The sequence below is a fragment of the Pseudozobellia sp. WGM2 genome (assembly GCF_017810075.1).
Classification (GTDB): domain Bacteria; phylum Bacteroidota; class Bacteroidia; order Flavobacteriales; family Flavobacteriaceae; genus JADNYK01.
This window is the reverse complement of record NZ_JADNYK010000004.1, coordinates 271057-283753: the sequence shown is the minus strand read 5'-3', so window position 1 is coordinate 283753 and position 12697 is coordinate 271057. Positions and strand designations below refer to the sequence as shown.

Below are 12697 nucleotides of genomic sequence, written 5' to 3'. Positions count from 1 at the left end.
GAACTAATTTTCTTTTGTATAAACAACCTCACCATTAAAGATGGTCATGGCTATTTTGGTTTTTAAAAATTCATCTTCTGGAATAGTCATAATATCTTGATTGTATATGGTGAAGTCAGCAAGCTTCCCCGGGGTTATAGAACCCTTTATATGTTCTTCAAAAGCACCATAAGCTGCATCTATAGTGTATGATCGTAAGGCTTCTTCTCTGGTCATTTTTTGTGCTGGTTCGAAACCACCTTCGGGAAACCCTTTTAAAGTTTTTCGACTTATACTAGCGTACAAGTTCGCTATGGGATTTAAAGGTTCTACCGGAACATCGGTACCGTTTACTATCGGAATACCACTTTCTAATAATGCTTGCCACATATAGGCTCCTTCTTTAATTCGCTTTTCTCCCAAACGGTCTATCGCCCAAGGTCTGTCTGAAGACATATGTATGGCTTGCATTGCAGGTATTACACCCAATTCGGCAAAGCGTGGTATATCATCCGGATGTAAATGTTGCGCATGTTCTATACGGAAACGATGATCTTGAGATACTTCGGGTAGATCTTTAAATGCTGCTTCGTAACGATCAAGTATTTCGCGATTTGCGCGATCTCCAATAGCATGTGAACAGACCTGAAAACCATCTTTCAATGCTTTTAGTGCAGTTTTTTTTACCTCTGTCATAGGTAGTGTTTCATGACCAAAATGACCGTGTTGGTCAGAATATTCTTCTAAGAGCCATGCACCTCGTGAACCCAAGGCCCCATCGCAATTTAATTTTATGGAACGTATTGTTAATAGATTGTCTGGATCTATCAAAGGTCCTTTATCCAGCCATTCATCTACAAGACCCATGTCTCTGCCGGTTAACATAGCGTACATTCGAACATTCATTTTACCGTCAGATTTCATCTTTTCGTAAAAGGCAATGTTTTCTCTTCCGATACCTGCATCATGAAAACCAACAATTCCGTTTTTATGACATGCAGCAATAGCAAGATTAAATGCTTCAATGTATTTTTCAGGAGTGTACATGTCGTCAGGAATATGCTTCCAAATTAAACTTTGTGCTGTCTCATTAAAAATTCCTGTAGGTCTCCCTAACGCATCTCTTATTATTTCACCGCCTTCTATTGCAGATTTATCCAAACCTTCTTTTGTTAAAACTTGAATTCCGGCAATATCCATGGCCGCCTCGTTCGCGAAACCAGCATGTCCACTTGCATGACTTAAAAAGACGGGATTATCAGGTGAAACTGCACTTAATAAATCATGCGTTGGAAAACCTTTAACCATAATCTCTGGTTTTTCTGTCCATTTGCTTTGATGCCAACCGGCACCAATTATCCATTCTCCAGGTTTAACAGTTTTGACTTTTTCAGCTACAATATCAATAATTTCTTCATAGCTGTTGGTATTCGTTAAATCAAGTTCTAGAGCACTAAAACCTAATCCCATAAAGTGGCCATGACCTTCAATTAGACCAGGCGTCATGGTCTTGCCTTCTAAATCTAATATTTGTGTTTTTTCGCTTTTATACTTTTCGGCTTCTTGAAGACTGCCCGTAAACAATATGGTACTTTCTTTTACAACTACGGCCTCTACTTTTGTTTGGGTAGAATCGACAGTATAAATGGGGCCTCCGTGAATAAGAAGTGTTCCAGTTTCTTGAGCTGGAGTAGAGCAAGAAAACAATGAAAATATGATAAATAATAAACTTCTAAGAATAGTTTTTGGTTTGTTCATTTGGCTGGTTTTAAGCGCTATAAGTTACACTATTTATATGGTAAAATTTGAACAAATAAAATATATATACGTGACAATTTCTTATTGAATTCTATAATGCAGTTTGTACCTTGGCTATATGAAGAATACTAGAGTACGAAATATTAAAAAGGAATTACTTTCTGACAATTGGTATACACTACACAAATTTTCGTTTGAATATCAAAAAGATGATGGCTCATGGGAAGAACAACATCGAGAGGCATATGATCGTGGGAATGGAGCTGCAATATTACTTTACAATAAGGAAAAGGGAACGGTGGTTCTTACCAAGCAATTTCGTATGCCAACCTATGTAAATGGCAACGATGATGGAATGATGATCGAGGTATGCGCAGGACTCTTAGATGGCTTGAACCCTGAAGAGTGCATTAAAAAAGAGGTGGAGGAAGAAACTGGTTATCAAATAGATAAGGTGCGAAAGGTTTTTGAGAGTTATATGTCGCCTGGTTCGGTAACTGAAATTCTCTATTTTTTCGTGGGAGAGTATGAGGAAAAAATGAAAGTGAACGATGGTGGAGGTGCAGATGATGAGACCGAAAACATTGAAGTCTTGGAACTGGATTTTCAAGCCGCTTTTGAAATGATTTATACGGGTCAAATAAAAGATGCCAAATCAATTATGTTGTTGCAGCATGCCAAAGTAAATCGTCTCTTGGGTTGATTGAAAGTTGGGCTGAATTAATATGTATCACGTACTTTCTCTAAAATTTGTTGCATTCTTTTTTTTACTTCGGAAGAAGCATCTCGAAAATGGTTGTTCATAAAACTGAAAATCAGTGTTTTTCCAGATTTTGTGATTAGATAGCCACTCAGGCAATGGTTATTGCTTAAACTCCCGGTTTTTGCATAGATATAAGGTTCTGGGTTTCCAGGATACCATTTTTCCAATGTACCGCTTACTCCACCAGCAGGGAAGAAGCTGAACAATCGTTCACGAGAGATTTCGGTATACAATTTATCCAATACGTGAACCAATCCTTCAGGAGTAATCAGATTATATCTAGAAAGACCTGAGCCATCTACCCATCTAGGAGCTTGCTTCAACTCCTTTAAATAATTGTCCAAAATGTGTTTTCGGGCTTTTTGACTGTTCAAGGTATCAGAGAGGGTAGAAGAGGCTAAAATCAGTAATTGCTCAGCTAAAAAATTATCACTTTTGTGCATCATTCTTCTGTACACCGTATCGCTATTTATTCCGTAGAAAGTATTTAACCTTCCCGAAGGCATTTTATCGGTCAAGTCCATTTTCTTTTTTAATTCCTCTTCCAGAATATATGTTACAAGTGCTTTGCTGGTTCTAAAGGGAATTTCAAGCGTATCTTTTCTAGAGGAATCAAAATAGAAGATATTCTTTTCGATTTCTCGGTTTTTCGCAGCATTAACGGCCACCACACTATCAACAAATATATGGGGAAGTATCTTTGTAGAGGGAGTTCTCTGTAATGTTACTACGTTTCCGAAAACGGGCATCGCACTTCTTTCCGCTTGGTAATAGTACTGATAGTCGCCCCAAGACCAGCCAGGGCCCAATTTTTCATCATCAAAATTATTTAGGTACAATGTAATATTTGATTGAGCTTTGAGAAAATCTAAAGTCTTGGTATTATCGAATTGGGTGTGAAAAAGTGTGGGGTCTCCAGTACCTTGAAGAAAGGTTTGATCACCTTGAACAAGGTAGCGAAAAGCCGGAATACTGTCAGGTAGCATTTTGAGTGCTGTATATAGTGTAAGAATCTTGGTATTACTTGCGGGAGTGAAGTATTTCGAACTGTTGTGCGTGTATAAAGTGTCTTTGGTTGTCGGGTCATAGAGAAAAAATCCTGTAAACTGGTTTTCGTAAAACGCTGATTTCAAGACTGAATCGGTAGATTTGATTAAAATTTTACTGCTACTCGCACAGCCAAACAAGACAGAGATCAACACTGCCGATAAGTAAATTTTTCTCATATTTTTGGACGGATTACGCCCCTAAAATAGGGTATTTAACAGGAATTTAGCTAACTTTTAACAACGAACTAGCAATATAAAGAACGCAATCAGGTTAACTTTATGCTGAGTGAATAACGCTCATAGAACAATTAACTAAATATTGAAATATGGCAAAAGCTATGCTTGAGTACACTAAAACTGTACTAAAAAAAGTTAGTTTCGATTCTAGACTGTTTTTGAAAGAACTTAAAAAAGCAGTGAACAGTTTACTCCCCGATGAAATCGAAGAACTTAAACTCTGGTTACAACAATTTATAACAGATAAGCCAGAGCTAAAACAAAGTTTGATTTATTTAAAGGCATAAAAAAAAGCCCTCTTCGGAGGGCTTTTTCTTGCACCGGTTTTACCTATCATTTGTTTAACGGACTCACAATATTAACGTCTTGAAAAGCAATGGCTCCTCTTACGATACCCAAAATAACATCTCTTAAAGCTTCTGTTATTTGAATCTTCAGCTCACTTTTATGATAAATAAGACTTACTTCTCGAGCTGGTGGTGGGCTTTCGAAAAATTTAAGTTTGTTCTTCTTTGTTTCATCAAGTTCTAAAGTATTCAAATAGGGTAGCAATGTCATGCCCAAATCTTCGTCAGCTAGATTGACCAAAGTTTCAAAACTTCCACTTTGTAGACTAAAATGCTCATCTTCAAAATTACGTGAAGCCTTACAAAGGTTGATTACACCATCGCGAAAGCAGTGTCCGTCTTGAAGAAGCAGTACATCGGTAATACTTAAATCTTCGGGTTTCAACTTTTCTTGGCTATCAAGCCTATGACTTTTGGGTACATATCCAACGAAGGGTTCGTAATAAAGGGGCCTTTCTTTGATGTATTCGATTTCCAGAGGTGTTGCGGCAATACCGGCATCGAGGTGACCATCTTGAATGTTTCTAATCAGGTGTTCTGTGCTTTGCTCCTTTATAATAAGATTGACCTTGGGGTAACGTTTTATAAAAGTCTTTAGAAACATGGGTAGCAGCGTGGGCATCACGGTGGGTATAATTCCCAGTACATAATCTCCGCCAATAAAACCTTTCTCTTGATCGACTATATCTTGAATGCGATTCGCCTCATTGACAATATTTTTTGCCTGCTCCACTATTTTTTTACCGACCTCTGTTATGGTTATCGGCTTTTTACTGCGGTCAAAAATTAAAATATCGAGCTCGTCTTCCAATTTTTGAACCTGCATGCTCAATGTAGGTTGGGTCACAAAGCTTTTTTGTGCGGCCAAGGTAAAATTTTGATGTTCTGCGACCGCCAAAACATATTGTAATTGCGTTATTGTCATCTCATATAAATTAAAGCGATAAAATTATAAAAACTATCAATAAAACTTATCGTTTTTCGGATTTATATTTTATAATTTTATAGTTTAAACTTAAAAACAGAATATTTATGAAACTAAATAGTATAGGATTAAGTGAAAAAGATTCTAAATCATTAAGTGAAGATTTAAACCAGCTTTTAGCCAATTTTCAACGATATTACCAAAACTTAAGAGGTATTCACTGGAACATTAAGGGAAAGCGCTTTTTTGACCTTCACCCCAAGTTTGAAGAACTCTACGATGACGCTAATTTGAAAGTAGATGAAGTGGCTGAACGTATTCTTACTTTGGGCGGAGTGCCGCTACACACCTTCGAAGACTATATTGAAACCTCAAAAGTGCCTGTAGGTAAAAACGTTTCTAAAGATGAGGATGCCATTCGTTTGATAGTTGATTCATTGACCGAGTTGTTGATAATCGAGAGGCGTATTTTAGATGCTTCAGATAAATCGGGTGATGAAGGTACTAATGCCATGATGAGCGATTTTATTACCGAACAAGAGAAAACAGTTTGGATGATGAAAGCTTGGCTGGCCGAAGAAATTTAAGAATTAACTTCAAAAAATGATAGCCCCGCCAATTTGGTGGGGCTTTTTCATTTTTAGAAACGTATGCTGAATTCTTGGTCTTCGCCGGTCATTTCAAATTTCGAATCGGCAAATATTGGCGGCCCATAAAGATTTATATCTCCTGTCTGCCCATAACTTTCCGTTGGCATGCCAGAGGCATCAAAGTCCATTTGCTTATTATCATTGCTATCATGAATCACTAAAATTGCGTAAGTTCCCGGATTAACATTTTCAAACTCTAGCGTTACCCTGCCTTCCTCCGCAGGAGCTTCAGCAGAAGCGACTCCTGGGGCTTTCAAAAACGTGTCTTCGGTATGCAATGAGGCTAGAATGGTACCATCGTCTGATAATACATTTTCGATGGTTATTTTTAAAGTTCCGTTTTTCTCCTCTTGAGCATTGATTACATTCAAAGTAAAGAGAAATGCCAAAATAAATAGATGTGTTTTCATTCTTGATTTTTTAAGGTTATGAAGTAAAACTAATTTAGAATGAATAAGTTACCCAATTGATGATACCCAACTGTATATAATAGGGGGCGAACTGTAGTTTTAAACATAAAATCAATATTTGTCTTTAATAATTAACTTTACCATACACTGTATTCTACTTCTATGAAAAATTTAGAGCTTGGTCAAATAGAAAATATGTTAGAAAAACAGGGCTATATAGGTAGTGGCTCTATAGCGATGTCCATTTTTTTGGCCATGCAGCTTGAAAAACCTCTGTTGATCGAGGGGCCGGCCGGTGTCGGAAAAACGGAGATTGCCAAGGTTATGGCAAAAGCCTTGGAAACCAATTTGATCAGACTTCAATGTTATGAAGGGCTTGATAGCACACATGCACTGTACGAGTGGAACTACCAGCACCAATTGCTTTTTCTTAAAATGCAGGAGTCTAGGGGGGAGGACGTGAAAAAATTAGAGGAAACTATTTTCTCAGATCGGTTCCTGTTAAAAAGACCTGTGCTTCAGGCCATTTCTCAAGAAAAGAGACCGGTCTTGTTAATCGATGAAATAGACCGGGCAGATGAAGAGTTCGAGAGTTTCTTACTCGAGGTTTTATCTGATTGGCAAGTAACTATTCCAGAGGTGGGAACGATAAAGGCGAGCCAAAAGCCACAGATAATACTTACGGGAAATCGAACTAGAGAGTTATCTGAAGCACTTCGTAGACGTTGTCTTTATCTATGGATCGATTATCCTGATTTTGAAAAAGAGTTAGCCATCGTAAAAACGAAAGTACCCGAAATAGATGCTAATTTGGGAGAGCATATTTGCAGGTTTATGACCGAATTACGTCAATTGAAACTGGAAAAAACCCCAGGAATATCTGAAACAATTGACTGGGCAAGGGCATTGGCAACGATGCACCTGACCCACTTAGATAAGAAAGTGGTAGAAGATACCCTTGGGGTTGTGCTTAAAGATTGGCAAGATATGCGACATACCCAAGATGCACTTTCAGAACTTTTAGAGAAAACCGGAGTAACCTCGCGCATTGGTTAAAACTTACTAGAAAATGGACTCCTCATTGATACGACATCAAACTGAGATATCAGCTCACGTGGTCTTGCTTTGCCGTTATTTGAGAAATAAAGGCTACACCGTAAGCGCGAGCGAAGAGGCTGAAGCATTACAGGCTATTGACAAGCTTCCAATTGACAGAGAGCGCAATTTTATACTGTCGCTCAAGGCGATTTTGGCCAAAAACAGGTATCAATATTTGAATTTCATTGAACATTATGAAGAGTTTAGGTTTCACCTGGCCCAGGCCGCCGATTCTAAAATAAAAAATGAGCCCCAAAAAGAGAAAAAGAAATCAAAGGCAGAAGAAGAACAGGCACGGTTCGATGCCTTGAAAAGTTGGCTAAATCTAACGCCGTCCGTAGAAGAGAAAAATATTGCCGCTTTTAGCGATATAGAGGTGCTGGGTAAAAAACATTTTTCAAATCTAAGTGAAGATGAGATTAACTTGATGATGCGCCTACTTAAAAAGTTGGCTAAAAAAGTAGCTCATCGAAAAAGTCGCCTGCGTAAAGTTTCGAAAAGTGCTCGTAAAATCGACTTAAAACATACCATTCGTAACAGTATGCGTAACGGGGGTAATGTACAAAAATTGGTTTATAGTAAACCAAAAAATAAGAAGCTTAAACTGATTCTGCTCTGCGATGTAAGTAAATCAATGGACCTTTACAGTAGGTTTTTTGTGCATTTGATTTATGCCTTTCAAAACGCCTATGATAAAATAGAAACCTTTGTTTTTAGTACCGCCTTACACAGGGTGAGTTCAATTTTAGATAATAATGATTTTGCAAAAGCATTTGATATTGTTTCCGATAGAGTGCCCGATTGGTCTGGTGGAACCAGTATTGGCAGCTCTTTACAAGATTTTTTGGATGATTATGGCTATGGTATGCTCGATAAAAAAACCATAGTGCTTATTCTGAGTGATGGATGGGATACGGGCGAACCTGAAATTATTCAAACCGCTATGAAATCTATTTACAAAAAGTCTAGAAAAGTTATTTGGCTTAATCCTTTAGCGGGCAGTCCCGACTTTTCTCCGGAGGCCATAGGTATGAAGGCCGCCTTACCTTATATCGATGCTTTGGTTTCCGCACATAATCTAGAAAGTTTAAAATTCGTATTGAACCATCTAAAATATCGTAGAAACCTAACCAAAACTACGTAATCGTTCCGCATTTTAATTATATGTTATCGGTTTGTAATTTTTAATGAGGATATGTTAAAATAATTCCTAAAAAATTCACGATTTCAAACTTGATTTTTTATATTCATAGACTCAAGAAGGATATATGAAAATCAACGGAAATTATACACTTAATGTTACGCCTAAGAATTTTTGGCAAATGGTTATGGATCCTGAAGTTCTTGAAAAAGTGACTCCAGGTATCAAAGAATTAAAAGAACAGTCTCCCGATAATTACGAAGCTATTTCAGAGGTGAAAGTGGGCCCTGTCAGGGGTAATTTCAAAGGCAACCTTTCTATAAAGGATAAGGTTGAAGAAGAGCGTTGCACCTTGGTGGTAGATCAGAAGAGCAAGATGGGCAATGTGGTGGCAGAAATTGTTATGACCCTAGCCCCCACAGGCGATTCACAGACCGAAGTAAAGTATACCGGTGAAGCTAAAATGTCAGGTACTTTGGCGAGCATGGGGCAGCGGATTATGAGCGGCGTGGTTAGCACCCTATCAAAACAGTTCTTTAAATCTATGGAAGCTGAAATTGCTGAGCGACAAGCATAAATTATAACCTAAATACACTATTATGAATGTAACCATCACGGTCAATGGGAAGGCGCACACCCATGACATAGAGCCGCGTACGAGCCTTGTTCAATATTTGCGGGAAACTTTAGATTTAACCGGTACTCATATAGGTTGTGATACCAGCGGATGTGGTGCTTGTACCGTAACCTTGAACGGTGAGGCCATTAAATCGTGTACCATGCTTGCCGTGCAGGCAGATGGCAGTGAGGTTACGACAATTGAGGGCATGGCCCAAAATGGAGAAATGCATCCTATTCAAGCAGCTTTTAAAGAAAAACATGGCCTTCAATGTGGTTTTTGTACCCCGGGCATGGTAATGGTCGCTGCTGATATTTTAAAAAACTATCCAAAACCATCTGAAGATGATATTAGACACGGTCTAAAAGGTAATTTCTGCAGATGTACCGGTTATCATAATATCGTAAAATCCATTCAGCTTGCCGCTGAAACCATAAACGAATAGACCATGGGAAATTTTATAGGTAAAGCAGTTAAAAGACGTGAAGACGCAAGATTTCTAAAAGGGGCCGGTAAGTACACCGATGATATTAAACTTCCTAAGATGACCCAGTCGGCATTTGTGCGAAGCCCGTATGCTCATGCAAAAGTTCTTAGTGTTGATATTTCCGAAGCGGAAAAAGCAGATGGCGTTGTAGCCATTTTTACAGGTAGTGATGGTTGTGGTGAATATGGTGTGCCCTGCGGATGGCAGGTCGATTTTAAGAATGGGGAAACCATGAGAGAGCCAAAACATCCGCTTTTGGTAAAAGATAAAATTAAACATGTCGGCGAGGCTGTTGCGTTTGTGATTGCTGAAACATTGGAGCAAGCTCGTGATGCCGCCGAATTGGTAGAGGTCGAATATGAAGAGTTGCCGGTCGTGACCGATCCCCAAAAGGCTATGGATAAAGATGCACCTTTGGTTCACGGTGAATGGAAGGATAATGCGGCTTTTGATTGGTGTATTGGTAACGATAGGGCAGATGTAGAGGCGGCACTTGAAAAGGCCCATCATGTGACCGAAATGGAATATCGTAATCAGCGGTTGGCTCCGAACGCTATGGAGCCCAGAAGTTATATTGCCGATTACGATGTAAACGCTGATAAATACACTTTATACACAAGTACCCAGAACCCGCATTTGATTCGTTTGTTGATGTGTGCTTTTGTTTTGGGTATTCCCGAGCATAAAGTGCGTATCGTTTCGAAAGATGTAGGTGGCGGTTTCGGCAGTAAAATTTATCACTACACCGAAGAAGCCTTATTGACATGGGCTTCAAAACAAATTGGAAGACCAGTAAAATGGACAAGCGATCGCAGTGAGGCGTTTTTAACAGATGCCCATGGACGTGATCATGTGGTGAAATCAAAAATGGGTTTTGATAAAGAGGGCAAAATTGTTGCCCATCTTACCGACGAATATTGTGCGATGGGGGCCTATCTTTCGACTTTCGCCCCAGCGGTACCAACCTATTTACATGGTACTTTGTTTCAAGGGGTGTATACAACACCTTTGATTCATTTGAATGTAGTAGGGCCGTTCACACATACAGTTCCCGTAGATGCCTATAGAGGGGCCGGAAGACCGGAAGCTACCTATCTGTTGGAACGTATTATATCAAAAGGAGCCCAAGAAATGGGTATGGATGCGGCAGAAATTCGAATGAAAAACTTTATACCACCCTTTGATGGTGTTAAAGAGGAAGGGTATCAGACACAAGTGGCGTTACAATATGATAGTGGCAATTACCAACAGGCCCTAAAAAAGGGATTGGAGAAATTGGGCTATGAGAATTTTAGAAAAGAACAGGAAGAGGCTCGAAAAAACGGAAAACTCTTGGGTGTGGGCCTATCTACCTACATTGAGGGTTGCGGTATAGCACCTTCGGCGGTCGTTGGTGCCTTGGGCGCTAGGGCCGGTCTTTACGAAGTTGGACAAGTAAGGGTACAGCCCACAGGTAAGGTATCTGTATTTACAGGGGCACATTCCCACGGTCAGGGCCATGAAACTGTTTTTGCGCAGTTCGTAGCCGATAAGTTGGGTATAGATATGGCCGATGTTGAAATCGAACATGGTGACACCGATCAGGTGGCCTTCGGAATGGGAACCTATGGTTCAAGAAGTTTGGCCGTTGGCGGTAGCGCTATTATAAAAAGTATCGAAAAAATATTGGATAAAGGAGCCAAAATCGCCGCCCATAAATTGGAGGCTGCTGAAGGGGATTTAGAATATGCCAGCGGAAAATGGACCGTAAAGGGCACCGATAAATCAGTGTCGTTCGGTGATGTTGCATTAACAGCTTATGTACCACACAACTATCCTGAAGGTTTAGAACCTGGTCTCGATTTTTCAAGTTTTTATGACCCGAGCAATTTCACATATCCCTTTGGTACGCATATCGCAGTAGTCGAGGTAGATAAAGATACCGGTGCGGTCGACTTACAAAGATTTATAGCCATTGACGATGTAGGTAATATTATGAATCCAATGATAGTAGATGGACAGATTCATGGGGGTGTAGCCCAAGGGGTCGGACAAGCTTTACTCGAAGAGGTAGTGTACGATGAGAGCGGTCAGATGATTACCGGTTCTTATATGGATTATGCCATGCCAAGGGCCGATGACCTACCGATGATTGAAACCGATAATACGGTTACACCATGCCCGCACAACCCCTTGGGAGTTAAGGGTGCTGGTGAAGCGGGGGCCATAGGGTCGACTCCGGCAGTGGTCAATGCTGTGGTAGATGCATTGGCACATTTGGGAGTAACGGATATTCAAATGCCTTTAAAGCCTCAGACGGTTTGGAAAGCGATGCAGAATTAATAAATACCTGAACAAGATGATACCAGCAAAATTTGATTATATAAAAGCGTCTTCAGTAAGTGAGGCCGTCAATTTACTAGACAAGCATGGTTTTGATGCCAAAATTCTTTCAGGTGGGCAAAGCCTGTTGCCCGCAATGAAGTTAAGATTGAACAGGCCTGAGATAGTTATTGATATTAATGGCATAGCCGGCATGAATACTATTGAAGAAACCGGTGATGGGGTTATTATAGGTGCCAACTGTACGCATACCCAAATATTGAACTCTGAAGTAGTGTATAAGAACCTGAATATTTTACATCGGACCGTACAGACCCTTGGAGATGTTCAGGTAAGAAACCGGGGTACTATTGGTGGAAGTTTGGCGCACGCCGACCCTTCGGCAGATTACCCTGCTGTGGTGCTCGCCTGTGAAGCCAATATTGAAGTAGAGGGTAAAAACGGAAAACGTACGATAGCGGCAACAGATTTTTTTGAGGGTATTTTTACAACCGCCTTGGCCGATGATGAGATTATTATTGCAGTCCATTTTCCTAAAGTTGCACATGGCAATTATCAAAAATTTTATCAATCAGCTTCTAGGTTCGCTATTGTAGGGGTTGCCGTTGTTCATGATGGTAATGCCGTTCGAGTAGGTATTACCGGAGTGTCAGATACTCCGTATAGGGCTACCGAAGTAGAAAAGGCCTATAATGGTAACAGTGACGCTGCTGAACATGCTGTCGATGGGGTAGAGGTAATGAGCGACCATTTCGCCGACACTGAATACCGTTCTCATTTGACAAAAGTTATGGTGAAAAGAGCGTTGGAAGCTTAGTAGTTGACATTTTATTTTTTATAACCCCAACTTCATAGGTTGGGGTTTTTGTTTTATATCCACTATTTTAAACTTAGAGTATAACGGTGCAAAAA

The 12697-nt window shown here is 39.7% G+C and carries 13 protein-coding genes; 9 read left to right on the top strand and 4 right to left on the bottom strand.

Features of this window, described 5'->3' with window-relative positions; translation table 11 throughout:
• Positions 1-3: 3 nt before the first annotated feature.
• Positions 4-1737, bottom strand: coding sequence for an amidohydrolase (locus IV512_RS11085; RefSeq protein ID WP_209403325.1), 1734 nt, complete (start codon positions 1735-1737; stop codon positions 4-6).
• Positions 1738-1855: 118 nt separating this feature from the next.
• Here IV512_RS11085 and nudK point away from each other — a divergent pair, with 118 nt between their 5' ends.
• Positions 1856-2440, top strand: a complete 585-nt coding sequence (gene nudK, locus IV512_RS11080) for a GDP-mannose pyrophosphatase NudK (protein WP_209403323.1) — start codon at positions 1856-1858, stop codon at positions 2438-2440.
• 17 nt (positions 2441-2457) lie between these two features.
• Here the strand turns inward: nudK and IV512_RS11075 are convergent, their stop codons facing one another.
• The gene (locus tag IV512_RS11075) at positions 2458-3726 is read right to left on the bottom strand and encodes a D-alanyl-D-alanine carboxypeptidase/D-alanyl-D-alanine-endopeptidase (RefSeq protein WP_209403321.1); all 1269 of its coding nucleotides are present in this window, start codon (positions 3724-3726) and stop codon (positions 2458-2460) included.
• 149 nt (positions 3727-3875) lie between these two features.
• Between IV512_RS11075 and IV512_RS11070 the strand changes: the two genes are divergently transcribed.
• A complete protein-coding gene (locus tag IV512_RS11070; RefSeq protein ID WP_209403319.1) occupies positions 3876-4073 on the top strand; it encodes a hypothetical protein in 198 nt (65 codons plus the stop codon).
• Positions 4074-4119: 46 nt separating this feature from the next.
• On the opposite strand, the gene IV512_RS11065 is transcribed toward IV512_RS11070, so the two are convergent.
• Complete coding sequence (locus tag IV512_RS11065) at positions 4120-5058, bottom strand: LysR substrate-binding domain-containing protein (RefSeq protein WP_209403317.1); 939 nt, start codon at positions 5056-5058, stop codon at positions 4120-4122.
• 107 nt (positions 5059-5165) lie between these two features.
• On the opposite strand from IV512_RS11065, the gene IV512_RS11060 reads away from it, so the two are divergent.
• A complete protein-coding gene (locus IV512_RS11060) occupies positions 5166-5645 on the top strand; it encodes a Dps family protein (protein ID WP_100871764.1) in 480 nt (159 codons plus the stop codon).
• A 53-nt stretch (positions 5646-5698) separates the two neighbouring features.
• Here IV512_RS11060 and IV512_RS11055 read toward each other — a convergent pair whose 3' ends face one another.
• Positions 5699-6118 carry a DUF2141 domain-containing protein gene (locus IV512_RS11055; protein ID WP_209403315.1) on the bottom strand — a complete coding sequence of 140 codons (420 nt, stop codon included), beginning with the start codon at positions 6116-6118 and terminating at the stop codon, positions 5699-5701.
• 162 nt (positions 6119-6280) lie between these two features.
• Between IV512_RS11055 and IV512_RS11050 the strand changes: the two genes are divergently transcribed.
• The 6 genes from IV512_RS11050 to IV512_RS11025 all read left to right on the top strand — a co-directional run bounded on the left by IV512_RS11050 (position 6281) and on the right by IV512_RS11025 (position 12602).
• Positions 6281-7174, top strand: a complete 894-nt coding sequence (locus IV512_RS11050; RefSeq protein WP_209403313.1) for a MoxR family ATPase — start codon at positions 6281-6283, stop codon at positions 7172-7174.
• 13 nt (positions 7175-7187) lie between these two features.
• The gene (locus tag IV512_RS11045) at positions 7188-8360 is read left to right on the top strand and encodes a VWA domain-containing protein (RefSeq protein WP_209403311.1); all 1173 of its coding nucleotides are present in this window, start codon (positions 7188-7190) and stop codon (positions 8358-8360) included.
• Between the two features lie 124 nt (positions 8361-8484).
• Positions 8485-8934: a CoxG family protein gene (locus IV512_RS11040; protein ID WP_100871768.1), complete on the top strand. Its 450-nt coding sequence runs from the start codon at positions 8485-8487 to the stop codon at positions 8932-8934.
• A gap of 22 nt (positions 8935-8956) precedes the next feature.
• Positions 8957-9421, top strand: a complete 465-nt coding sequence (locus tag IV512_RS11035; protein WP_209403309.1) for a (2Fe-2S)-binding protein — start codon at positions 8957-8959, stop codon at positions 9419-9421.
• Between the two features lie 3 nt (positions 9422-9424).
• The gene (locus tag IV512_RS11030) at positions 9425-11785 is read left to right on the top strand and encodes a xanthine dehydrogenase family protein molybdopterin-binding subunit (protein WP_209403306.1); all 2361 of its coding nucleotides are present in this window, start codon (positions 9425-9427) and stop codon (positions 11783-11785) included.
• A 16-nt stretch (positions 11786-11801) separates the two neighbouring features.
• Complete coding sequence (locus IV512_RS11025) at positions 11802-12602, top strand: xanthine dehydrogenase family protein subunit M (protein WP_209403304.1); 801 nt, start codon at positions 11802-11804, stop codon at positions 12600-12602.
• The last annotated feature ends 95 nt before the right edge of the window (positions 12603-12697 follow it).